This window comes from Ramlibacter sp. WS9, from assembly GCF_003797765.1.
Classification (GTDB): domain Bacteria; phylum Pseudomonadota; class Gammaproteobacteria; order Burkholderiales; family Burkholderiaceae_C; genus Ramlibacter.
In genome coordinates, this window is record NZ_RKMB01000007.1 from 152,274 (window position 1) to 176,261 (window position 23,988).

Sequence of the window (23,988 nt, forward strand, 5' to 3'; positions counted from 1 at the left end):
ACAACAATGAAATCGTTCTTCCTCACCCGGCGCGCCCTGCTCGCCGCTGCCGTGCTGGCGCTTGGCGCCACAGCGCCCACGGCCTATGCGCAAACCTGGCCCGCCAAACCGATCCGCGTCGTCGTCAACTTCCCGCCCGGCGGCGCCGCCGACCAGTTGGCGCGTGCCATCGGCCTGCCACTGCAGGAAGCGCTGGGCCAGCCCGTGGTGGTGGAGAACCGCGCCGGCGCCAACGGCAACATCGGCGGCGAGGTCGTGGCCAAGTCGCCGGCCGATGGCTACACGCTGCTCATGAGCTCGGGCGGCATGGTCTCGGTCAACCCGCACATCTACCCGAAGATGGCGTTCGATCCGGCCAAGGACCTGGTGCCGGTGGCATCGGCCGCGCGCGTGCTGGTGTACCTGGTGGCCAAGCCCTCGCTGCCCGCCGACAACATCCAGGACTTCATCAAGTACGTCAAGGCCAACCCCGGTCGCCTCTCTTATGGCTCGCCGGGCAGCGGCAGCTCGCCGCACCTGGCCGGCGAAATGCTCAAGAGCCAGGCCGGCCTGTTCGCCGTGCACGTGCCCTACCGCGGCGCGGCACCCGCTTTGCAGGACTTGCTGGCCGGCCAACTCGACTTCTACTTCGATCCCGGCATCGGCCTGCAGCAGGTCAAGGCCGGCAAGCTCAAGCTGCTGGCGGTCGGCAGCCCGAAGCGCTCGCCGATGTTCCCCAACGTGCCGACGCTGGCCGAGGCGGGGCTGAAAGGCTTCGATGCCGACACGGTGTTCGGCTTCTACGCGCCCGCCGGCACACCGCCCGACGTGGTGACCCGCCTGAACCGCGAGATCAACAAGGTGCTGGGCACGCAGGCCGTAAAGGACCGCGTCCTGGCGATGGGTGGCGAGGCCCTGCCGCTGACGCCGGCCGAGTTCGGCACAAAGGCGATGGAGGATTCGAAGCGATTCGGTGCGGTCATCAAGGACCGGAAGATCACGGCCGATTGAATAGATGACCCACCCCCGAAGCGCCTACGGCGCTTCCCCCTCAAGGGGGCGCCACCAGCGGCCCGGCAAAGCCGGTTCCGCGGTGGCCACCCGAATGATGCAGCGACACAGCGACTAAGCAGATGACAAGAATCGTGATTTATCAGCAACGCGTCGAATTCGGCGACTGCGACCCGGCGCGCATCGTCTGGTTCCCCAACTTCTTCCGCTGGATCGATGCGGCTTCGCGGCACTTCTTCATCCAATGCGGCGTGCCGCCCTGGCACGAGACGGAGAAGTCGATGGGTGTGATCGGCACGCCACTGGTCGACACGCATGCCAAGTTCATCCGCACGGCGAGCTACGGCGACGTGCTGCAGATCCACACGAGCGTGGCCGAATGGCGGAGCAAGAGCTTCGTGCAGCGCTACCGGGTAACCCGCAACGACGAGCCCATCATGGAGTGCGACGAGGTGCGCATCTTCGGCGGTCGGCGCGAGGACGGCAGCATGCGCGCGCTGCCCGTTCCGGATGAGATACGCCGGCTCTGCGAGTAAAGCTCCGGCTGAACTCTTGCGCCCTGCCGGGATCGGAATCACCATCAGGTCCGGTCACCGAAAAGGAGCCCCCCATGCGCACAGCCCTCTCCGCCCTGTGCCTCGCCCTTGCCGCCACGGCGGCCGGCGCAGGAACGGCCCATGTCTCGTTCGTCAACGCACCCTCCTTCGAGGACGCCGGCGCCACGTCCTGGGAAGAGCAGGCGAACCTCCAGGCGCTGGCAACGCATCTGCAGGGCCTTGCGCAGCGCATGTTGCCCGCCGGACAGCACCTGAAGGTCGAGGTGCTGGATGTGGATTTGGCTGGAACGGTGCGTCCTTCCGTGCGTGGCTCATCGGTGCGCGTGCTGCGCGGCGGCGCCGACTGGCCCCGCATCCACTTGCGCTACACGCTGGAAGCCGCTGGCAAGGCAGTGGCCAGTGGCGATGAACGCATCGCAGACATGAACTACGCGCGCGGGCTTTCGGGTTCCCGCGATTCGCAGTCGCTGTACTACGAGAAGCGGATACTCGACGCGTGGTTCAAGACACGCTTCGGCGAAGGCACTGTCGCCGCGCGGTAGGCTGGCTACAGAACCAGCATCGCCCGGAAGTCATTCACATTGGTGTGGGTGGGGCCGGTGATCACCAGGTCGTCGAGCTGGCGAAAGTAGCCGTAGGCGTCATTGCGGTCCAGGTACTTGTCGATCTTCATGCCCAGCGACAACGCGCGCGACAAGGTCTCCGGTGCGACGAACGCACCCGCGTTGTCCTCCACCCCGTCGATGCCGTCGGTGTCCGCCGCCAGCGCCCACACGCCGCCCTGCCCTTGCAGCGCCTGCGCCAGGCCCAGACAGAACTCGCCGGCCCGGCCGCCCCGGCCGCGCGGTGTGCCTTCGGGCTGCTTGCGGATGGTGACCGTTGTCTCGCCGCCCGACAGAATCACGCAGGGCTTGGCGAAAGGCTGGCCGCGATGGGCCGCCGCGCGAGCCAAGGCCGCATGCACCTTGCCGACCTCGCGAGACTCGCCTTCCATCTCGTCGCTGAGGATGTAGGCCTCGATGCCCGCCGCCCTTGCCTCTTGCGCGGCTGCTTCGAGCGACTGTTGCGGCGTGGCGATCATGTGGACCTCATGGCCGGTGAAGATTTCGTCGCCGGGTTTGGGCGTCTCCAGCGCGCCCTGCTCCAGCAGGCTCATGATGGCGCCCGGCACGGCGATGCCGTAGCGCTGCAGGATGGCGATGGCTTCGGCGCAGCTGGTGGCGTCGGGCACCGTCGGGCCGCTGGCGATGATGGACGGGTCGTCGCCCGGCACGTCGCTGATCGTCAGCGTCACCACCTTGGCCGGCGCGCAGGCTGCCGCCAACCGCCCGCCCTTGATCCGCGAGAGATGCTTGCGCACGCAATTCATCTCTGAAATGTTGGCGCCCGAGTTCAGCAGCTGCTTGTTGATCTGCTGCTTGTCTTCGAGGGTCAGCCCTTCGGCCGGCAGCGTCAGCAGGGCCGAGCCGCCGCCAGAGATCAGGCACAGCACCAGGTCGTCCTTCGTCAAGCCGTGCGCCATCGCCAGGATGCGCTGCGCCGCCGCGAGGCCGGCCGCATCGGGCACCGGATGGGCGGCCTCGACGATCTCGATGCGGGATTTGAGGCGTTCTGGGCGCGGGGGGATGTGGTGGTAACGCGTAACAACCAGGCCTTCCAGCGGCGCGTCCGCTGGCCACAGCGCTTCGACGGCTTGTGCCATGGACCCGCCGGCTTTGCCCGCGCCCAGCACGATGGTGCGGCCCTTGGGCGGTGGCGGCAGGAAGGCGGCCGTGTTGTGCAGCGGCAAGGCACGGCGCACGGCCGCGTTGTAGAGGTGTTCGAGGAAGCGGCGGGGCTCGGTGGCGGGGTTGGGGGTCATGCGGGGTGTCTCCGCCTGCCATTGTGACTCCGTAACCGGGTGGTAACTATGGCTGCGACGTGAGGACTCCTATAACCAAAACGTGTAGTCTGCGAACGATCAGACGAAGCAGATTGGCTATACTGTACATATTAGCTATTTTTTTGGGAGCCGGCACATGATCACCGTCACCTCCGTGGAAGCCCAGAACAAGTTCGGCCAGTTGCTGGACAAGGCCCAACGCGAGCCGGTCACCATCACCCGGCATGGGCGGCCGGCCGCGTTCATCGTGTCGCCACAGGATATGGACGAACTGCTGGACGCGCGCCGCAAGCGCAGCAAGACAGTGACCGAGTTCGAGGCCTGGAGCCGGCGCGCGGCCGAAGCGGCTTCGCCGGACGCGGCCAAGCTCACCGAACAAGACATCGTCCGGTTGGTCAAGGAAAGCCGGTAAGCGCGTGCGGCTGATATTCGACACCAGCACCCTGGTGGGTGCTGCCCTGCAGATCGGCTCGATACCGCACCGCGCCCTGGCGACGGCACTGGCCACCGGCCAGCTATGCGCATCCGCCCAAACGCTGACCGAGCTGCAGGAAGTGTTGCGCCGCCCCAAGTTCGACCGTTACCAGCCGATCGGCACGCGCAAGGAGTTCTTCGACATTGTGGCCACGGCAGCGGTCGTGTACGAGGTGTCGGCCAGCGATGAAGCCGCGATCACGCCCCGTTGCCGCGATCCGAAGGACGACATGTTCCTGGCGCTCGCGTCGGTCTGCCAGGCCGATGTCATCGTCAGCAGCGACGCCGACCTGCTCGCGCTCGATCCGTGGCACGAGACGCGCATTCTCAAGGCTGCGGTGTACCTGGAACGGCACGGCTGAAAAACGCTTGGGCCAGGACTACTCAGACTTCAAGTCATCCAGAAATTCAGAGGCGGGCTCAGTGGCGGTGATGAGCAGATGATCTCTTGCACGCGTACATGCGACGTAGAGCAAATGCCGCTCGGTATCGTAGACCTCTTTCAGGTCCCCACTATCGGCAATGCCTTGGATGCGGCTTTGCAGCGGAACCACTTCGTCGTCGCAGGCCATAACGACCACAGCGCGGAACTCCAGCCCCTTGGCCAGGTGCATGGTGCAGATCGAAACACGCGCTTCCTCGGGCCGAACCTTGTCGTCCAAGACGCAGAAGTCCAGACCAGCGGCTTTCACAGCTTGGTGGGCGCGGTCGAGTTGCACCTCTGACCGTACGAAAACTGCGATCTCGGCAGGCCGAACACCGTTGCCACAACACGCTTTCAACCATGCGCCCACGCCAGCGGTCTCTTCTGTCTCGCCAGCGAAGGTGCGAACCAATGGCGGCAGGCCGTTGAAGACAGAAATTGTTCCCTTACGCGTTTCCACGTTGCCGTCCACATCCGCCACCTCAGGGCCGAGCAACCGATCCGCCTGGGCGCGAATCTGGTGTGAGGTGCGGTAGTTGATCGTCAGCGTGCGGGATCGGCCACGCACGTCCACGCCCAACGACTTCCAGGAGAACGGCAGTTGGAAAATGCGCTGCCCCAAGTCGCCCGCGAAGAACAGACCGTTCGGCCTTGGGGCGCCGGCCTGTGCGCCCAGGGCGGCAAGAAATTTCAGCTGCGCCACCGACACATCCTGCGCTTCGTCGACCACGATGAAGTCGAAGGGTGGCTGCTCAACACCTTCGAAATGCTTTGCCAGTTGCATGAACATCTGCGCATGAGTAATCAAGCCCTGGTCTCGGAGCTGCGCCCGCGCGTGCTCCACCACCGCCCACACGGCCGCGCGCCGCACTTCGGGCAACTTGGTCTTGCGGCCCAGGCGAACCAGATCGCGGTAGGCCTCCCAGCTTTCCACCTGCCAGGCATCAATCAGGTCGTCCCATTCGGACTGCACAAAAGACAAAGTCAATGCGGGTGTGGCGGACGATCCTGCCTGTGCAATGGCCTCGTCCAGCGCCTTCTCCACGATTTGCCGTGGGGCAAGTTTCAGACGCCCCATCTTTGCGGCATAGAGCCGCTCGCCAACGCCGATGAGCGACAGCACCTCCAGCCGCTCGGCAAGCCTTGGCGTCGCACCGATCAACAGCCGCAGCTTCTGGTGCAGCGCACTGGCCAATGGCTCGGAAAACGTCGCCAGCAGCACGCGGCTTTCAGGATGGTTGCGCGCGAGGAACACGGCCCGGTGCAGCGCCACAATGGTCTTGCCGGTGCCCGCCGAACCGGATACGCGTGCAGGGCCGCTGTAGTCACGCTCCACCCATTCGCGCTGCGCAGGGTGCAGGAACGTCGTCCACTTTTCCCAGGGGGAAGAAAGGGCCCGCTCCAATTCCTCCACGTCGTTCATCACTCTGAAGCGGCGCTGCGCGTCGGGGTGGGCGAACGGGTCGGTGCCCACCGGAGCCACTTGTGCCACCGATGGCGTGCCGCCTGTCGCAATTTCCAGCAGTGCTTCGGCAGCTTCCTTCGGCAGATGGTCCGTCAGCGCCATCAAGGCGTCTTCGTCCGCCACTCGCACATCGGCCAGCCACTCGGTCGGGACGCCATAACTCAGCAACTCGCTATCAGATCGATCAGCGAACAGCTGAACTTTTTGGGGCGCCTCAATGGTCCAGGACCGAGCTGCGGGCTCGGCCGCAACCAGCGGCCGGGTAACTGCTACCTCCTCCACCCGTTCGCGAATCTCGACCCACTGCGCGGCACCCGTCGTAGGGTGCGTTTCCAGCTTACGACGCTCCGCCCAGCGGTAGGCTTTGTCATGGTGATCCACATAACAAAGCAGCAGGCTGGCTGGCGTCTTGTGGACGATCAGCCGGATGTCGCTGCCGACCCGCACCGACCAGAAGTGCTTGTCTTTGGCTTTGTCGAGCTTGTGCAGACTCATGCCCGGATTGACAGGGTTCAACTGCAGATCGAAAGCCGTGGTCTTGACGAGCTTTTGCTCTTCGCCAGTTAGGCGGGCGAGGCTATCGGTAAAGGTGTCGGCGATGCGGAAGTCCATGCTGCGCCAATCGTTTGGCAGTCGCTAAGCGTCAAGCGGGGCGAAATCGGAAAAGTCGGTCGGCATAAGCTCCCAAAGCGGGCGCCTCCCGATCGCTTTCAACGGCTTTTTCCACCAATCCGTCCCCTCGGCATAGTGCCGATTGTTGCCGGCGCTCTTATTGAGTATCGGGAACCTCCGCTTCTCGTCCATGCCGCCGTACTGCGCGGAGAAGTAGTCGAGCATGAGATGTTCAACGTGGACGAAATAGTTCTTTGTTCCGGGACGGGCGGGTTTTGCGAAATAGAAGTCGAAGTTCGCACCTGAGAGACCCAACATGAAATCAAACAGCTTTCGGTCAAAGTGCGTCTTGATTCGCCCCATGATGTTGCCTCGTCCTATGTAGATAACCTGGGATCTCTTGTGGCGATATTGAATCGAAAGAGGATTTGAGAGGGCGATCACATAGACGCCCGTCTTCACAGACTCGACGTTGAAGCCCTGCTCCCAGCAAGCAGATTTAATCGCAAATAGGGCCTCCTTGACTGCTCGATTTCGAAGTTCTGCCTGGACTTTTTTGTCGTAGTCTTCGTACAAGGCGAGATCAAAGCCCGCATAGCGGGCATAGACGGCAAGGCTCTGTCCGCGAACTCCGTACCAAACGTTTTTCTTCATCATTCGCCTAAGTCTTTTTCCTACTCGACCCGGAACACTTTCATCACTTCGTCCCCGAGGTGATTGATAACCTTCACTGCAATCCGCCCTGACTTCGGCCTATCGAACGGCCGTGACGTATCGCTGTTCAGTGTGGCCCAGGCGTCTTCGTTGATCTCCGCCTTGAGCGTGGTCTTCAGCGCCTTGTAGGGGTCGTTTGCTCCGAGGAAATAGGCATGGCGGACGAAGAAGCTTTCTTCGTTGTAGTCGGTGTCGATGAACCAGCAGGCGATGCCGTCGGCGCCATCGCTTCGAACTTCACCGGTATTGGGGTGGAACACGTCCACGCCGTTGACCTTGACGCGCACCTGGCCGTCCTCGGCATTGAGGATGTCGATGTCGGGCTCGCCGAAGATGACAAAGAGATTGCCCTTGCCGGTGTTCTTCAGGTCTTCCGCCATGTGGAGATCGGCGTTCATCCGGGCCTTGAGCACCGGGATGCGACCCAGCTTGTCGAACTCCGATGAGTGCGCGTCGTAGTTGAAGGCGCAGGCGATCAAGACATCGAAGCCGGAATCGCCGGCTTCGCGAGCGGCGGCCACCAGGTCAGGGCGGGAGACGGTGCCGAATTCTGGACCGATGAAGACGGCGGCACGCTTCTCTCCGGAGCCCTCTATGTACCGAGCATCGGCACAAATGAGTTCGCCCGGCCAAGGCGTCAGCGACGTGAAGGCGATCTTGTCCTCTTTGTGCGCCTGTTGCACACCCGCAGTCTTGAGGTTCTCCAGGATGATCTGGACGAAGTTGCGTTCGGCGCTGTATTCGGCATCGCGTTCGGCTGTCTTGAGATTGTTGGGGTCGATCAGTTCGTCGTTTTCGTCGACGCCCAGTACGCGGTGCGGCGAAAGACTCTCCACCGTGAATGGGCCAGCCACGCGCACCTTTTTCTTGTCGTCGTAGGGCTTGTCGTAAAGATACTCGAACTCGGCTTTGGCGGCGATGGAGGCATCGATCTCGCGCTGGCGAGAAATCCGTTGCGTCCACCATTCGGCGTGCAATTCCTTCGCCTTTTCTAGGCGTACGTCGCGGTCTGTCTTGCCAGTGGGGTTGAGCAGATGCTTGTCGGTCAGTTCGCGGGGAATTTCCCACTCCTGCCATTTCTGCCCCAACGCAATGTTCAGTTGCTCGCGCAGCGGCTCCAACATCTTCTGGTACTTGTCCCAGATGACATTAATCTCAGCGTTGTTGGCGATCGACTTCAACGTGATGTGCGGCACGCGCTCGTTGACGAATCCTTGCCGAACGTTGCCACGGGTCGGGGCGCTGGACGGCACTGTACGAGCGACCTCAGCTTCTTTGATCTGTCCGTCACGGCTGTCGGCGAGCAGATAGTAAGGGTAGCGTGCGCCCATGATGCGTGCACGGGCCAGTGTTAGGGCAACGCGAGAGGTGTCAATGGTGATCCAGCGGCGACCCCACTGCTCTGCCACATATGCAGTCGTGCCCGAGCCACATGTCGGATCGAGAACAAGATCACCCGGATCCGTACACATCAGAAGACAGCGTTGGACGGTACGCGCCGACGTTTGGACGATATAGGTCTTTTCCTCTGCGCGACTCGAAAACTTAACGTCGCCCCAGATGTTGTTGACCGCAACGGCGGGAAAGTCATTGATGAACCGAACGTAGCTCAGACTCGTGCCTCTCGCCTCAAGCCGCTTTGCGTACGCAAGCCGCATCATGCCCGACTCGTTTGTTTTCCATCGACTCGTGATACTCGGTCGAAACTCACGACCATCAACTGCAACTGGAAACCAAGATGCTGCACCTTCTCCTTTTTCTCTTCCGAGACTCTGGCTCGTGATGTTGTCTTGCCGATAGACCCGCAGGTCATCGCCTATAGCCCCTGCATCGATCTTCTCCTCGCGAGTCATTGGGCGCCGCTCAAGTGTTGGGAGTTGCACTCGCGAATACTCGGCGAATCCTGCCTGCTCACGCGACTTGGAAATCCACGCATCGCGGAACTTCATGCCCCCCTTGTTCTTTGCGTACCAAAGCACGTAGTCGGTCACTGGCGATAAGTAATCCTGGGTCTGGCTACTGGTCTTCTCGATCGTGACGAGGGCAGCACAGTTATCGTCACCAAATACCTCATCCATAAGCGCCCGAACGCGATGTACGTTCTCATCCCCGATTTGCACAAAGATCGACCCCGAATCGGTCAACAAGTCCCGTGCCACCGTTAGCCGATCACGCAAATAGGTCAGGTATGAGTGAATCCCGTGCCGCCACGTATCCCGAAACGCCTTCACCTGCTCCGGCTCGCGCGTGATGTGATCGGCGTTGCCATCCTTCACATCACGGCTGGTCGTGCTCCACTGAAAATTGCTGTTGAATTTGATGCCGTACGGCGGGTCGAAGTAGATGCACTGCACTTTGCCGCGCAGGCCTTCTCGCTCCGCCAGTGACGCCATCACCGACAGGCTGTCGCCCAGGATCATGCGATTGGCCCAATGCGCGTCGTGCTGGTAGAACTCAGTCTTGGCATCGGTGTCGGGCAGGCCGTTGAAGTCGGCGAACAGGTCCACTTGTTCGGCTGTCGGTTCCTTGGCCTCGCGCCGCCGCTCGGACTCGCGCTTCAGGTCATCGATCAGCACCTTGGGGTGCACCTTCTCCTGGATGTAGAGCGGCGGCGCCTGCACGATCAGGTTTGACCAGTCCTGCTCGTCCTTGCCGCGCCAGACCAGCTGTGGGTCCAGGTCGCGGTTGCGGCGCTCGTATTCCACGCGCACGGGCTTCTGTTCGTCCTTGGCCATCACCGACTGGTATTCGGCGGTGGGGATGTTCTTGCGCTTGGCGTCGTCGTGCTTGAGCGTTTCGACAACGAGGGGGGCTTTGGGTTGCTTGGTGGCCATGTCAGGAGTCGAGCGCGTCGGGGTTCTTCAGGGATTTCTTGTCTTCCGAAAGCAGGCGGCGCTCGACCTTCTTCACGTCTTCTGCGGGCGGCAGGCTTTCGGGGCGGATGCCCCGTTCCAACAGCGTTTTCCGCACCGCTTCGTTGTTGGTGATGTGCTCCTTCGAGATGGCCCGCTCACTACCCAGCTGATGCTGACGCGCATTGAAGATGGTGATTTCGGTGGCGAAGTCCTTGGCCTTCAGGATGATGGTCGGTGCAAAGTCGGCCAACGGCCGGCTGTCGGGCACCTTCCACTGTGCCTTCATGGCCTGGGTGGATTTGCCGAACAGCGCATGATCGCCCTTGCTACGGATGAGCGCAAAGTCTTGGTTGTTACCGGCCTGCTCAAAAATCACGTCGGAAAGCTCCTTCTCCGTCGCGGTGAGCTTTTTTCGGGCAGAGATGCGCTCTGCATCCAGCAGGCGCTGCTCGATCAGCTCCGCGCGGCGCGTCTGAACGGCGAAATAGGTTTGCGCAAAGGCGATTTCCTGCTTCTTGGGGTCGCCGTTCTGGGCGATCAGGTAGCAGGCGTAGCGGGTGAGCATCAAGTCATCCACTTCGCGCTGGCTGCCTGAGCCGAGGTCGACCATTTTGTTGACGTCAACAAAATGGTCTGCGACTGCATGGCCGGACACTTCGCAAGCCACTTTCGCCTTGGAAATGACAGTCAAGAAATTGCGCCACTCCGCATAGCCCAACAGGAACTGCAAGTCTCGGGCAAGCCAATACTCGGTTCCGCCCTCCGTCTGCTGCGCATGGCCCTCAAAGCTTGTGGTCAACGAATGGACAAGTTCTTTCTTCATTTTTCGCTCCTCGCCTACTGAGATTTCAACAGCGCCATCACCATTCGATCGAACGCAGCCTCGACCTTTTCGGCGAAATCTGCTTGCATCTGGTAGACCTCGGTGAACTCCGCGAAGCCCCAGCGCCCATGCGTGCCGAGGTTATTGACGCCGGGAATCCAGTAGACATCCATCGTCTCCTTCTTCACCTTCGCATCTTCGCCGCGAAAGCCCTTGATCTCGACGACCAGATTGAGAAGATCGCTCTCGCCGTGGCCATCGTCGACACGGACGATGAAGTCGGGCCGGTAGTGGTGCATCTCGGAGCCATACCGATAAGGCACTTCCAGCCCCAGATTGTGGTTCTTCACGTAGGCCCGCACGCGTGGGTGTGCCTCGGCCACACGGCAAAATTCGGCCTCCCAATCGCTGTCCAGAATGACCCAGTTCAGTTGGCAGGCTTTCGCGCTGGTCTCCCAGCGCTCCGTCTTCGAGGTATTGAAGTTGACGTGTGCGGTGCTGCCCGTGGGGTTGTACGGGTCGAGTACGGCTTTGATGGGCCGGGTGCCGATCAGCGCGCGGTTGATGCCGGCGGTGATCTTGTCGCAGGCCATGTCCGCCAGCATCTTGTATTTGAGTTGGGCCGGATACGTGCCACCCATGCACTTCAGATAGCCGCCATCGAGCCACTGGCGCGCGATGCGCTTGAGTTGACCGAACAGGTGCAATTGCGGCTCGCCGTCGGCGTCGCGCCACTTGCTCAGGACCAGGTGAGACGTGAGTTCGTACACCACCTGAGACGGCCGGACGTCGCCGGTGTGCACCAGGTTCAGGTCTACGGTTTCGCCGATGATGCCGGACTGGCGCGTCTCGGTGGCACCGACCAGCTCTGGGGTCAGCGTCAATACCGATTCGTCATTGAACTCGGCGGTGAGGCGCTCTTCGGGCAGCTCCGCACGATAGCCTTGGACGCGTGGAAATCGAATTTCCAACGCATCACGGTCGGGGCGGACGGCCTTGACCTGAATCGTCTCGCGCGGCTTCTGCGGCGGCGCGACCACCGGTTTGGCATTGAAGTCAAACGGGATGCCGAGCACGTCGGCGTACTCGACGTTGAAGAGCCCTTCTTCATTCAGTTCGTACGACTGCCTGCGTAGCGCACGACCAATGACCTGCTCGCACAGCAATTGGGTACCAAAGGCGCGGACGCCCAGCACGTGCGTGACGGTGTTTGTGTCCCAGCCTTCAGTGAGCATGGATACGGAGACAACGCAGCGGATGGAGTCGCCCAGGCGCCCGGCCTTGCCGACCGTGTTCATTACCTCGCGCAGTAGGTCCTGGTCCGTAATGTTCTGGCCTGCTTGCGAATCGCCGGTGCGCTCCACGATTTCGCGGCGAAAGCGCTCGATCTCGTCGGCCGCCATGCCGCGGAAGTTGTCGTCCAGCGCTTCGCCGGATTCGAGTTGCTCGCTGTCGATCAGCAAGGTGCGCGGCCGGCCGAGCGCGTTGCCGTGTTCGTCGTGATTGCGAAAAAGGGGCAGCCGGCCTTCAATCAGCTTGCTGGTCCCATCCTTGTGAGGCTGCTGAAATCCGGAGATGTAGTCGTAGACCAGCTTCGATGCCGAAGTGTTGTTGCAGACGACGATGAAGCAAGGCGGCACGGAAATCTTTTCCTGCACCCAGAGCGCGAAGGTCTTTTCGTAGTGGCCGTACAGCGCTTCGAGAGCGGTTTGCAGCTGGGTTGGCAGGTCAAGCGGATTCAGCCCTTCTGCCTTGCCCCGGCCCTTCTTGGGCATCTTGGCGCGGATGTGTTCCCAGAGGTTGCGAAACATCGGCATCTCGGCGCCAGGAATGTTGTCGGCCACCGGCACACGGGGCAGCTTGACGATGCCGCACTCGATAGCGTCCATGAGCGAGAAGTCGCTCATGGTCTAGGGGAACAGGGTGCCTTCGGCGTAGCCCGAGCCGCGCAAGAAGAACGGCGTGGCCGACAGGTCGAAGACGCGGGCAACGCCGAGTTTGCGATTGACGGCTTCGAGCCCGGAAATCCACAAACGAGCTGCTTCGTTGTTTTCTTCGGCTTCCTTCTTCTCTTCGCCCTTCAACTCTTCGTCTGCTACCTTGGCGCCGGGCTTCTCTCGATAGCAGTGGTGGGCTTCGTCGTTGACGACCAGGATGTTGCTCATGCCCATCAGGTCGGGCATGACGCGCTGGAGCATCTGGCCTTCGGTCTCCAGCGTATTCAGTTCGTCGCCGCCCCGGCCCTGCAACAGCAAGCGCCCGCCCTTGGACAACTCCATGCGCTCGCGCAGCTTGAACGCGTGGTAATTGGTGATGACGATCTTGGCGCGCTCCAGATCACCCAGCATGTCACTCGGCACCAGTTCGCGGCTGGCGTAGTAGCTGTCGGGGTCGTTGGGCTGCAGGACGCGCAGCCGGTCCTTGATGGTGAGCCCGGGCGCGACCAGGAGAAAACCACGGGTGAATTTCTTGCTGTTCGGCCGGCGCACCGCGTTCACCGTTTGCCAGGCAATGAGCATCGCCATCACCGTTGTCTTGCCCGCGCCGGTCGCCAGCTTGAGGGCAAGGCGCATCAGTTCGGGGTTGGCGTCGTTGTTGGCATTGGCAAGGTGATCCATGAAAACCTGACCCACTTTGCCCAATTGGGGCGCCACCTCGGTCAACCATATGGCGGTTTCCGCAGCCTCGACTTGACAGAAGAATGGGCGAACACCGCCAAATTCGTGATGCCGCCAGTGCTGCAGCAGGCGTGCCGTTTCCGGCGTCACGCGCCAATCGCTCGGGTTCTTCAGCGCGCGCCACTTGTCCACCTCGGTGCGGACGGAGTTGATGATTGCGGAGTGATATTGCTGCGCCTGGCTGGAAAGCGCTTCGTCGAAAAGGAGGGCCTCTTGCTGGGCTCCCTTTTGCTTCTTCGGTTTGGGAATCGGCGTGATGAACTCCGCCGGCCTGCGCTTGTCGATGATCTGCTGGGTCGGCTGGCCTGTTTTGTCAAGTTCCCAATAGCGTCCAGGATACCCGTAAGGGGAATTCAGTATTGGTTTCTCGAAAAACAGATTCGTCATGGTCCCTGCAGCCTAAGGCCGTCGTCCTCTCGGAGGATTCTAGAGACAGACGAGCTACCGGGCCACTCGAAATGACAAAAGCCCGGCGATATTCGGGCCGGGCTTGATTTGGAGACATGGATTGCGGGTCGGAGCCCGCAATGACAGCCCTTAGCTACTTTTTGCCGAGGCCGAGCCGCTGGGCACCTTCGGTGTACAGCTTGGTCTTGTCCTTCATGAACGCGTCCATCTGGTCCACGCCCACGTTGACCAGCTCGAAGCCGCTCTTGGCCGCCAGCTCCTTCATCTCAGGCTCGTTGTTCAACGCGGCCCACAGGTCCGACAGGCGCTTGCGCTCGGCCGACGGTGTCGACTTGGGCACGCCGATGCCGCGGTAGGCGCCGTCGACCCAGTCCACGCCCAGCTCACGGAAGGTCGGCACGTCCGGCAGCAGGGGATGCCGCTTTTCCATCGCGACGGCGAGCGCGCGCACCTTGCCCTTGTTGTTGATAGCGAACGCCGTGTACGTCACGGCGCCGTCGATCTGGTTGCCCACCACGGCCAACGACATGTCGCCCGTGCCCTTGTAGGGAACGTAGGTGCTCTTGATGTTGAATGCCGCGTTCAGGCGCTCATGTGACGCATGGTTCGCCGAGTTGAGGCCCGAGCCGCCCAGGCTCATCTTGCCCGGATCCTTCTTCGCGGCCGCGATGAAGTCCTGGAAAGTCTTGTGCGGGCTCGCGTCGGGCACCACCAGTGCATCGGGCGTGAAGTGGAACCAGAACACCGGCGTCACATCGGCGGTCTTGTACTGCACCTGGCCTTCGATCGGCTGGAACACGATGTGCGGCAGGTTGACGCCCACGATGTTCAGTCCGTCGCCCGGAAGCTGGTTCATCTGCGACCACATCAGGCCGCCGCCGGCGCCGGCCCTGTACTGGATGATGGTGTCGACCGCAGGGCATTTCTTCTTGAGCACGACTTGCTGGTGGCGCGCCGACAGGTCCGACTCGCCGCCCGGCGGGAAGGCTTGCCAGTAGTTGACGTTCTTGTCGGGACAGCCTTGGGCCATTGCCGAAGTGGCCGACAGCGCCAGCGCTACAAAAGATGCTGCGGCATAGGTTGCGATACGGAAGTTCATGTACTGCGTCTCCTTGGGTTATTTCAAGCTTGCACTGCGAATTGCTCGGCACGCTTGAGCGCGAAGAACTCTCGCCGGTTGCGCGGGCCGTATGTATCGAACGTCGGGTCGGCTTGCGGCAGGTATTCCGCCTTCGCCTTGCCCACCGGGTCCTTCCGAAGCTTCGGGCGCATCGCGGGGGCATCGACGCCGTACACGCGCGCGCCGTTCAGGCCGAATACCTGGCGCTTCAGTGCGGGCGTGAGCGCCGGATACCCGTGCCGCTGCTGGAAGCTTTCGGAGATCTGGAAAGCACGGAAGGCCTGGATCTGGTCCTGCGGGCTCCCGTACCAGATGGAATCGGTGCCCCAAAGCACGTTGTTGGCGCCGACATGCTTGAGCAGCTTGCCCATCAGGTGCGCGGCCCAGTCGGTGTTGCGCATCACGATGCGCCAGGTGGTGCCGAGTTCGGCGTACACGTTGGCGTTCGGTGCGATGCCGTTGGCGCGCAGCGAATTCACCAGGTCGTCGACGCCCGAGCCGTTGTGCTCCTGGTAGGCGCCTTCTCCGCGGTAAGGATTGAAGCCCGCGTGGTAGACGATGAAGTTCATGTCGGGATACCGCTTGGCCACCACGCCGATGTCGCGGCACCCGGCGAACTGCACGCCGCGGGGCGAAAGCGGAATGCCCTTGTGCACGCAGATGTTGCGCACACCCAGCTTGCGCGCCTGCTCGATGAGCGGCAGGCCCAGCTTTTCGTCATCGAGCCAGAAGCCGCCGGGGCCTTGGGGATCGGGATCGAACTGCGTATAGGTCTTGAAACCGGCCACCTTGACCGACGCCGCGTGCGCCTGCATGCGGTCGAGCGCGCCGGGCTCCGCCGGGTTGACCGGCGCGTGCACCAGCAGCCGCTCGGTACCGTCGAGCGCGTCGAGCACCCGCTTCGACGCCAGCGCCTCCTCGTGCGTGAGCGGTGCGTTGGCCATCGTCGACGGCACATGCGACAACACCGCCATGCTGGTGTCGCTGTCGAAGAACACGTCCTTCACGAGCGCTTCGCGCGAGAGGCAAGTGAGCGGATCGGTCTCCTTACAGCTGTTGGCCGCCTGGAAAGCGCGCAGCGCCGTCTCCCATGCGTTGCCGGGCCGCCGCCAGGCGCCTGCTGGATTCACGTGATGCAGCTGCACGTCGAAGATGAATTCATCGCCGCCGATCGCAGCCTGCGCCACCTGCGGGTCGAATTGCGCTTCGGGGTCGATCACGAAGCGGCCGCCTGAACGCCCGTTCGCCGCGAAGACGCTGTCGAAGGCAAACAGCGTGGCGGCCGCACCGCACACCGACGCCAAATACTTGCGCCTCGGCATGCCGGTGCGCTGCGCCGCGGTCTGCGTGGCCGACCACGCGCCTGCGTTGGCCTGCCGCTCCAGCGGTGTGAGGGCAATGGGTGCGTACTCGCCGTTGCTGGTGCTGTCCAGCTTGATGGGCAGGCGCAGGTCGTCGCTTCGGTTCATGGAGAGCCTCCTGCACGGACCTTAGCACCGGCTCCGCGCGTTCTCAATGCGGGCGAACGAGGTATTCGCAGACGGCCGCGGTTACCTGGGCGGTGGTGGCGGTGCCGCCAAGGTCGCCGGTGTGCAGTCGCGTGTCGGCCGTGATCGCCTCGATGGCCTTCATCAGCCGCTGCGCCGCCGCGACCTCTCCGAGATGTTCGAGCAACATCACGCAGCTCCAGAACGTGCCCACGGGGTTTGCCAGCCCTTTGCCCATGATGTCGAACGCGGAGCCGTGGATGGGCTCGAACATGGACGGGTAGCGTCGCTCCGGATCGATGTTGCCGGTGGGCGCGATGCCCAGGCTGCCGGCCAACGCGGCGGCGAGATCGGAAAGGATGTCGGCGTGCAGGTTGGTCGCGACCAGCGTGTCCAGCGAAGCGGGCCGGTTGACCATGCGCGCAGTGCAAGCATCGACCAACTCCTTGTCCCACTTGACATGGGGGAACTCCCGGCTGATCTGCAGCGCGATCTCGTCCCACATCACCATGGCGTGGCGCTGGGCGTTGGACTTGGTGACGACGGTGAGCAGCTTGCGCGGCCGGGCCTCTGCCAGCCTGAATGCAAACCGCATGATGCGTTCCACGCCCGCGCGCGTCATCATGCTCACGTCCGTGGCCACTTCGATCGGATGTCCCTGATGCGCCCGGCCGCCCACGCCCGCGTATTCGCCCTCGGAGTTCTCGCGCACGATCACCCAGTCAAGATCCTTCGGCGCGCAGCGTTTGAGCGGCCCGTCGATGCCGGGCAGGATGCGCGTCGGCCGCACGTTGGCGTACTGGTCGAACCCCTGGCAGATCTTGAGGCGCAGGCCCCACAGCGTGATGTGATCGGGGATGTGCGGATCGCCGGCGGAACCGAACAGGATGGCGTCCATGCCGCGCAGCGCGTCGAGGCCATCGGCGGGCATCATCTCGCCTTGCGCGCGATACCAGTCGCCGCCCCAGCCGAAGCTGGTGAATTCGAAAGCGAAATCCCCGCGCGAGCGGGCCAGGGCTTCCAGCACGGTCCGCCCGGCCGGAACCACTTCCTTGCCGATGCCGTCGCCGGGAATGCAAGCGATCTTGTAAGTCTTCATCGATTCGTCCTGTGTGGGTACAGGAGCGAATCTACGGCTTGTGGCGCGGAAAGGAGCGCGCTGGATTCAAGGCATTGTTCACCTGGAGGTGAACAATGCCCGGCGCATCAAAGCGCCTTGTTCATGTCGACGTTGAGCCCGGCCTGGCGCATCTCGCGAGCCAGCAGCAACCGCCACAGGCCGCCCGCATCCATCGTGTGCCGGGGCATGCCTTCCAGTTCAGGGACCGGCGCGGACTGGTCGGCCAGCAGGCAGCACAGGCGGCCCTGCGGCAACACGCCGAGCAGGAAACCGATGGACAGGAAGGCCGAACGGCTCCCTTCACCCAAGTCGTCGGCCGAGAGCGCCACGATGGCGAAATCGAGCTCGCGCAGCCCGTCGAGCTGCGAGACGACCGAGCCCGAGCCGGACGTCTCGACGGGCACGGCCTGCAGGCCGAGCTGCTCGACGAAGGCGCGGGCGGCGTCGCCGGACTGGTCATCTCGCGCGACGATGGCGACACAGGAAATTCCGGCCGATGCGGGTTTGGTTGTGGACATGGTTTGTGTTTTCGCGAAGGGTGTAGATGTGGGAGCGGGTGTGGGGGCGGCTGTAGGTGCCGGCGTTGGCGCACGGGTCGGGGCCGGCGTGGGCGAAGGCGTTGGCTTGGGCGTCGGTGCCACAGTAGGCGCCGCGGTAGGTGCCGGAGTCGGTGCAGGCGTTGGCGCCGGGGTCGGCGCGGCGGTGGGTGCCGCTGTCGGGGCGGGCGTCGGCGCTTCGGTCGGCGCGGGTGTAGGTGCCGGCGTCGGTACCGGGGTAGGCGCAATGGTAGGCGCCGGCGTCGGAGCAGGCGTCGGCGCCGCGGTGGGAGCGGGTGTCGCCGACGCCCTGCCTTCCAGCCGGTCCGCCAGCAACCTCTTCGCGCCGTTCAGGTTGCCGATCTGCTGCTCGAGGTTTTGCCTGATCGTCTGGCGCAGCTCGTTCGACGAATAACGGTCGCCGAAGACCGACTCCATCTCCTCGTCCAGCGCACCCATCGCGTACAACTTGTACTCCGCCGAGCGGGTACCGCCGAAAATGTCGGCCAGGGTGTTGTTGACATGCTTTTGCAGGGCCTCGACGCGCGGGTCCCAGCGTTCCTGGATGCCCGAAACGTCGAAGTTCTTCAGCTCCTTGATCCGCCGGCCGATCTTGTCGATGGCGGCCTCGAGCGCGGCCTTTTCTTGGGCGCTGGGTTTCGACGCGGATTTCCCAGTGGACATTCACATTCCTGGACGTGGACGGGCCTCGACTTTAACTCTTCCGCCAGAATCCACCCATAGCCCCCAGGAGCCCCCATGGCTGCCGTTCCCGCCGCCTCGTCCGAGATGCAGTTCTTCAGCGCTTTGGTGCGTTGCGGCAGCCTGTCGGCGGCCGCCCGGGAACTGGAGGTGACCACCCCCGCGGTGAGCAAACGACTGGCCCAGCTGGAAGCGCGCCTGGGCGTGCGGCTGCTGGCGCGCACCACACGCCGTATCAGCCTCACCGCCGAGGGCGAGGTCTATCTGGAAAACGCCCGGCGCATCCTGGCCGACATCGACGACATGGAAAGCGCGGTCGCCCGTGCGCTTTCCGCGCCCAAGGGCCTGCTGCGCGTCAACACCACCCTCGGGTTCGGCCGCAGCCACATCGCGCCGCTGATCTCGCAGTTCGCCAAGGCGCATCCGGAGATCCAGGTGCAGCTGCAGCTCACCGTCGATCCGCCGCCCCTCAGCGACGATGCGTTCGACGTGTGCATCCGGTTCGGCGAAGCGCCCGATGCGCGCGTCATGGCGCGGCTCCTCGCGCCGAACCGGCGTCTGCTCTGTGCGTCTCCCGCGTACCTGGCGCGCCACGGGGCACCCAAGTCGCCCGCCGAACTGGCGCAGCACAGCTGCATCGGCATCCGCCAGGGCGACCAGGCTTACGGCACCTGGCGCCTGGCCACCGGCCGGCGCAGCGAGACCGTGAAGGTGCGCGGGCCGCTCAGCACCAACGACGGCGAGATCGCGGTGAACTGGGCGCTCGCGGGGCACGGCATCGTGATGCGCGCGGAATGGGACATCGCCCGTTACCTGCGCAGCGGCCGGTTGAAACAGGTGCTGGAGAACTGGCAGACGCCGCCTGCCGACATCTATGCCGTCTATCCGCAGCGCCACCAGGTTTCGGCGCGCGTGCGGGCGTTCGTGGATTTCGCTGCCGAGCACTTCGGCAAGCCGGCCACGCGGGCGGCCGGACTGGTCGGCTGGTGAACACGGAAAGCGTCACTTTGCGCGTGCTCGTCATCGCCCTCTCCGTCCTGGTCATCGGCTATATCGCCGCATGCGCCGCGTTGTATTGGTTCCAGCGCTCGATGATCTACTACCCGCAACCCGGCCGCCAGGGCCCGCCGGCGAGCCTGATGCGGCTGCAAGCAGGCGGCGCGGACCTCGCGATCACCGTTCGCCCGCATGAGGGCACTAAAGCCCTGGTCTACTTCGGTGGCAACGCCGAGGACGTTTCGGGCAGCCTGCCGCAACTGGCACAGGCCTTTCCCGATCGCGCGATCTACCTGATGCACTACCGCGGCTACGGCGGCAGCACCGGCACACCAGCCGAGGCGGCGCTGCACCATGACGCGCTGGCACTGTTCGACAAGGTTCATGCCGCACATGCGGACGTCGTCGTGATGGGGCGCAGCCTGGGAAGCGGCGTGGCCGTTCGCCTGGCAAGCCAGCGGCCCGCAAGCCGGCTGGTGCTGGTGACGCCCTACGACAGCATCGAAGGAGTCGCGGCGGGCCAGTTCCCGCTGTTCCCGGTGCGCTGGCTGCTGCGCGACAAGTTCGACTCCGGGCAGCACGCGCCGCGCCTGGCCGTGCCCACCTTCATCCTGCTGGCCGAACACGACGAGGTCATTCCGCGCGCCAGCTCCGAGCTGCTGCACGGCCGTTTCGCGAAAGGGGCGGCGCGGCTGAAAGTCGTTCCCGGCACCGGGCACAACACGATTTCCGAAAGCCCGGTTTACTTCGACGCACTGCGGCGCGTCGAAGCCGGCTGGTAACCCGCCCTAGCGCTGTACCGCCAGCCAGCCGTCGATCTTCGCCTCGAGCATGCGCAGCGGCATCGAGCCCTCGCCCAGCACCTGGGTGTGGAAGGCGCGGATGTCGAAACGCGCGCCGAGGCGCTGGCGTGAACGTTCGCGCAGCTGCAGGATCTTCAGCTCGCCCACCTTGTAGGCCAGAGCCTGCCCGGGCCAGGCCATGTAACGCTCGATCGCGCGGCGCGCATCGTCTTCGGTGGAGCCTTCCTTCTCGCGCAGGTACGCGATGGCCTGCTCGCGCGACCAGCCCTTGTCGTGCAGACCGGTGTCCACCACGAGGCGCAGCGCGCGATGCAGCTCCATCAACAGGCGGCCGAGGTAGGCCGTCGGATCGTTCTCGTACAGGCCCAGCTCCCGGCCCAGGCTCTCGGCGTACAGCGCCCAGCCTTCGCCATACGCGTCGTACCAGGCGCTCTTGCGGAACTTGGGCACGTCCAGTTCCTGCTGCGAAGCCATGTGGTAGTGGTGACCCGGCTGGCCCTCGTGCAGGAACAGCGCCGTCATCTTGACGGTGCGGTACTTGGCCGGGTCCATCACCACGGTGTAGAACGCACCCGGCCGCGAACCGTCGGTGGCCGGCGGCACGTAGTGGTCGGACGCCGTCGCGCGGCGGATCGGCTCCACCACGCGCACGTCCAGCGCCGCCTTGGGCGCCCGCTCGAACAGGCGCGGCAGGCCCACCTTGACCTTCTCGTTGAGCGCGCGGAACGCCGCCAGCACTTCTGCCTCGGTGCGAAACGGCGTGAGCTCGGGCCGCTGGTCCAGCGACTTGAAGAACGAGTCCAGGTCGCCGTCGAAGCCGAACTTCGCCTTGACCTGCTCCATCTCGCCGCGGATGCGCGCGACTTCCTTCAGGCCGAGCTCATGGATTTCCTGCGGCGTGAACGAAGTGGTGGTGCTGGAACGCGCCAGCATGCGGTACCAGTCGGCGCCGCCGCGCAGCGCGCCGATGCCAGCCGTGGTGCGCGCCTGCGGCAGGTAGCGCTCGGCCATGAACGTGCGCAGGCGCTGCACGGCAGGGATCACCGACTGCACCACGGCGGCGCGGTAGGCGGCGGTGATCCGTTTGCGGTCGTCCGCGCGAACCTGCGCGGGGAACTCGCGCGTCGCCGCCAGATAGGGGCTGGCCAGCGGATCGGCCGTGAGCAGCGCGTCGAGCTGCGGCATCGTCCGCTCGACCAGCGGCCGCGGCAGCACGATGCCGCGCGCGATGCCTTGCTCCATGTTGGCGATGGCCTGCGCGATCCAAGCCGGCAACTTCTTCAGGCGCGCGAGGAAATGGTCGAAATTGGCCGCTGTTTTCATCGGCTGCGCGCCGGTGCCGCCGGCCCACTGCGCGAGGCGCACCGGCATGCAGTCCATATGGCCAACGGGCGTGAGGTACCAGGGATACGCCAGCCGGTCGAGCCTGTCCTGCGCGTCGTACGCGAGCAACTCGTGCGTCATGCGTGCATCCGCCGGCAACTGCGCGGCGTCGACCGTCTTCAACGCGGCCTGCGTGCGTTCGTACAGGCGGCGCTGGCGCAACAGGTGCTCGGGTGCGATGTCGATCTCGAAGGCGGCTTCGTACTTCGGGTCGCCGAGGTTCTCGGTCGCCTCGATCGGGAACAGCGCCAGCGAGGCGTTGTAGTAGTCGTCCGCGATGCGGTTGAGGCGGGCAATGGCCGGACTGGCCGCGGGCGCGGCCGACGCGTTGCGCCAGGCCGCGGAACCCAGCAGCAGGCTTGTGGCCAGGCTGGCACCGAGGCGGCGGCGCGTGAGGTGAAGGGTATTCATGGCGGGCGATGCTACCGAAATCCGGCACCTGGCGTTGTCACAGGGTTGAAAGTTCCGTAGGGGCCGGCGATGCCTCCTGACAGAATCGTGGAGCGGAACGCGCGGCGCGTGCCACCATCCGCATCCACACGAGGAGTAGCCATGTCCGACACATGTGAAGCGCTGGTGCGGCGCCACTGGCACGAAGCCAACCGGTCCGCGTGGGACAGCTTTGCCGCCCTGCTGTCGCCCGGCCTGGTCTACGAAGTACCGCAGACGCGCGAACGCATCCGCGGCAGCGCGGGCTACGTGGACCTGTTCCGCACCTGGCCCGGCCCCTGGCGGGCCGAGGTGGTCAACGTCATCGCGCAGGCGGGCAAGGCGGTGACGGTCATCGACTTCGTCACCGCCACCGAGCGGATGACGGGCATCACGTTCTTCGAAATTGAAGCAGGCAAAATAGCCCGCGTCACGGACTTCTGGCCCGAGCCCTACGAGCCGCCTGCCCGGTTTTCGAAATACATTGAGCGCTACGCGCCCTTGCCCACCGACGCTTCATGACCCCTCCACGGCTTCTCCTCTCCGTCCATGCTCCACCACATCTCCCTCGGCGTCACCGACCTGAATCGCTCGGCGGCGTTCTACGACGCCGCCCTTGCGGCGCTGGGCTACGTGCGCGTGTGGTCGGACGACACCGCCATCGGCTACGGCCCTCCCGGCGGGGGCGACAAACTGGCGATCAAGCTGCGTGAGGGTGCCGCGGCGCCCGGGCCGGGCTTCCACCTGGCGTTGGCCGCGCCGGATCGCGCTGCCGTCGACCGCTTCCACGAGGCCGCGCTGCGCCATGGCGGCCACGACAACGGCGCCCCCGGCCTGCGCCCGCACTACGGGCCCGATTACTATGCCGCGTTCGTGATCGACCCGGATGGGCATCACATCGAGGCAGTGATCAATTGAGCGCAACGAAATGACAGCCACCATCAACTCCCTGCCCGCCCGGATCCGCCGCAGCGCCCGCATCTCCGGCCGCTTCGTCCTGCGCTCGGGCATGGTCAGCGACACGTATTTCGACAAGTACCAGTTCGAGTCGGACCCGCTGCTGCTGCTCGCCATCGCCACCGAAATGGCGCGGCTGATCCCCGCCGGCACCGAAGTGCTGGCCGGCCTCGAGATGGGCGGCATCCCCATCGCCACCATGCTCAGCCAGGTCACGGGCCTGCCCGCCGCCTTCATCCGCAAGGAACCCAAGGAATACGGAACTTGCCGCTATGCCGAAGGTGCGTCGTTGGCCGGCAAGCGCTTCGTGCTGATCGAGGACGTGGTGTCGAGTGGCGGCGCCCTCAGCGACTCGTTGGCCAAGCTGAGGGCCGACGGCCTGGAGCCTGCGGGCGCGATCTGCGTGATCGACCGACAGACCGGGGGGCGCGAAGCTCTGGCCACGCACGGGCTGTCCCTCAATGCGCTGTACACCTTCGATGACATCGAGCGTGCCTGAACGCCGCTGACACATTTTTTCCGCGGCGAAGGCACAATGCCGCGATGCCGGAAAGCACGCTGGACTACTGGGAG

At 64.1% G+C, this 23,988-nt stretch carries 20 protein-coding genes and 1 pseudogene; 10 read left to right on the forward strand and 11 right to left on the reverse strand.

Annotation, left to right across the window (positions count from 1 at the left end; all coding sequences use genetic code 11):
* Positions 1-6 precede the first annotated feature (6 nt).
* From EEB15_RS13355 to EEB15_RS13365, 3 genes are all read left to right on the forward strand, one after another.
* Positions 7-990 (forward strand): tripartite tricarboxylate transporter substrate binding protein, encoded by a 984-nt coding sequence (locus EEB15_RS13355; protein WP_141510356.1) that lies wholly within the window; start codon positions 7-9, stop codon positions 988-990.
* Between the two features lie 122 nt (positions 991-1,112).
* Positions 1,113-1,526, forward strand: coding sequence for a thioesterase family protein (locus tag EEB15_RS13360; protein ID WP_141510357.1), 414 nt, complete (start codon positions 1,113-1,115; stop codon positions 1,524-1,526).
* Between the two features lie 74 nt (positions 1,527-1,600).
* A complete protein-coding gene (locus EEB15_RS13365) occupies positions 1,601-2,089 on the forward strand; it encodes a DUF3016 domain-containing protein (protein ID WP_141510358.1) in 489 nt (162 codons plus the stop codon).
* A 5-nt stretch (positions 2,090-2,094) separates the two neighbouring features.
* On the opposite strand, the gene EEB15_RS13370 is transcribed toward EEB15_RS13365, so the two are convergent.
* Complete coding sequence (locus EEB15_RS13370) at positions 2,095-3,408, reverse strand: glycerate kinase (protein ID WP_141510359.1); 1,314 nt, start codon at positions 3,406-3,408, stop codon at positions 2,095-2,097.
* A 157-nt stretch (positions 3,409-3,565) separates the two neighbouring features.
* Between EEB15_RS13370 and EEB15_RS13375 the strand changes: the two genes are divergently transcribed.
* The gene (locus tag EEB15_RS13375; protein WP_141510360.1) at positions 3,566-3,841 is read left to right on the forward strand and encodes a type II toxin-antitoxin system Phd/YefM family antitoxin; all 276 of its coding nucleotides are present in this window, start codon (positions 3,566-3,568) and stop codon (positions 3,839-3,841) included.
* Between the two features lie 4 nt (positions 3,842-3,845).
* On the forward strand, positions 3,846-4,265 hold the full coding sequence (locus EEB15_RS13380) for a putative toxin-antitoxin system toxin component, PIN family (protein WP_141510361.1): 420 nt from the start codon (positions 3,846-3,848) through the stop codon (positions 4,263-4,265).
* An 18-nt stretch (positions 4,266-4,283) separates the two neighbouring features.
* On the opposite strand, the gene EEB15_RS13385 is transcribed toward EEB15_RS13380, so the two are convergent.
* The 9 genes and pseudogenes from EEB15_RS13385 to EEB15_RS33965 form a co-directional block, all read right to left on the reverse strand.
* Entirely contained in the window at positions 4,284-6,404 is a 2,121-nt protein-coding gene (locus EEB15_RS13385; protein ID WP_141510362.1) for a 3'-5' exonuclease, read from the reverse strand.
* 24 nt (positions 6,405-6,428) lie between these two features.
* Positions 6,429-7,061, reverse strand: a complete 633-nt coding sequence (locus EEB15_RS13390) for a hypothetical protein (RefSeq protein ID WP_141510363.1) — start codon at positions 7,059-7,061, stop codon at positions 6,429-6,431.
* Positions 7,062-7,078: 17 nt separating this feature from the next.
* On the reverse strand, positions 7,079-9,952 hold the full coding sequence (locus EEB15_RS13395; RefSeq protein ID WP_141510364.1) for a site-specific DNA-methyltransferase: 2,874 nt from the start codon (positions 9,950-9,952) through the stop codon (positions 7,079-7,081).
* A 1-nt stretch (position 9,953) separates the two neighbouring features.
* Positions 9,954-10,796 carry a DNA damage-inducible protein D gene (gene dinD, locus EEB15_RS13400; RefSeq protein ID WP_141510365.1) on the reverse strand — a complete coding sequence of 281 codons (843 nt, stop codon included), beginning with the start codon at positions 10,794-10,796 and terminating at the stop codon, positions 9,954-9,956.
* 14 nt (positions 10,797-10,810) lie between these two features.
* Positions 10,811-13,861: pseudogene (locus EEB15_RS13405) on the reverse strand (BPTD_3080 family restriction endonuclease).
* Positions 13,862-14,015: 154 nt separating this feature from the next.
* Positions 14,016-14,981, reverse strand: a complete 966-nt coding sequence (locus EEB15_RS13410) for a tripartite tricarboxylate transporter substrate binding protein (RefSeq protein ID WP_141510366.1) — start codon at positions 14,979-14,981, stop codon at positions 14,016-14,018.
* Positions 14,982-15,004: 23 nt separating this feature from the next.
* The gene (locus tag EEB15_RS13415) at positions 15,005-16,471 is read right to left on the reverse strand and encodes an amidohydrolase family protein (protein ID WP_141510367.1); all 1,467 of its coding nucleotides are present in this window, start codon (positions 16,469-16,471) and stop codon (positions 15,005-15,007) included.
* Positions 16,472-16,514: 43 nt separating this feature from the next.
* Positions 16,515-17,588 (reverse strand): tartrate dehydrogenase, encoded by a 1,074-nt coding sequence (locus EEB15_RS13420; protein WP_141510368.1) that lies wholly within the window; start codon positions 17,586-17,588, stop codon positions 16,515-16,517.
* Between the two features lie 107 nt (positions 17,589-17,695).
* Positions 17,696-18,829 carry a hypothetical protein gene (locus EEB15_RS33965; RefSeq protein WP_199236525.1) on the reverse strand — a complete coding sequence of 378 codons (1,134 nt, stop codon included), beginning with the start codon at positions 18,827-18,829 and terminating at the stop codon, positions 17,696-17,698.
* Between the two features lie 75 nt (positions 18,830-18,904).
* Between EEB15_RS33965 and EEB15_RS13430 the strand changes: the two genes are divergently transcribed.
* Positions 18,905-19,837: a LysR family transcriptional regulator gene (locus EEB15_RS13430; RefSeq protein ID WP_141510369.1), complete on the forward strand. Its 933-nt coding sequence runs from the start codon at positions 18,905-18,907 to the stop codon at positions 19,835-19,837.
* Positions 19,834-20,625 carry an alpha/beta hydrolase gene (locus tag EEB15_RS13435; RefSeq protein WP_233259478.1) on the forward strand — a complete coding sequence of 264 codons (792 nt, stop codon included), beginning with the start codon at positions 19,834-19,836 and terminating at the stop codon, positions 20,623-20,625. The genes EEB15_RS13430 and EEB15_RS13435 overlap by 4 nt, the downstream gene beginning before the upstream one ends.
* 6 nt (positions 20,626-20,631) lie before the next feature.
* On the opposite strand, the gene EEB15_RS13440 is transcribed toward EEB15_RS13435, so the two are convergent.
* The gene (locus EEB15_RS13440) at positions 20,632-22,440 is read right to left on the reverse strand and encodes a DUF885 family protein (RefSeq protein WP_141510370.1); all 1,809 of its coding nucleotides are present in this window, start codon (positions 22,438-22,440) and stop codon (positions 20,632-20,634) included.
* A gap of 141 nt (positions 22,441-22,581) precedes the next feature.
* Here EEB15_RS13440 and EEB15_RS13445 point away from each other — a divergent pair, with 141 nt between their 5' ends.
* Genes EEB15_RS13445 through pyrE form a run of 3 tightly spaced genes read left to right on the forward strand, consistent with a single transcriptional unit; the run spans position 22,582 to position 23,914 of the window.
* Complete coding sequence (locus EEB15_RS13445; RefSeq protein WP_158290097.1) at positions 22,582-22,980, forward strand: nuclear transport factor 2 family protein; 399 nt, start codon at positions 22,582-22,584, stop codon at positions 22,978-22,980.
* Between the two features lie 27 nt (positions 22,981-23,007).
* Positions 23,008-23,376 carry a VOC family protein gene (locus EEB15_RS13450; protein ID WP_141510372.1) on the forward strand — a complete coding sequence of 123 codons (369 nt, stop codon included), beginning with the start codon at positions 23,008-23,010 and terminating at the stop codon, positions 23,374-23,376.
* Between the two features lie 10 nt (positions 23,377-23,386).
* Positions 23,387-23,914, forward strand: coding sequence for an orotate phosphoribosyltransferase (gene pyrE / locus EEB15_RS13455; RefSeq protein WP_141510373.1), 528 nt, complete (start codon positions 23,387-23,389; stop codon positions 23,912-23,914).
* Positions 23,915-23,988 lie beyond the last annotated feature (74 nt).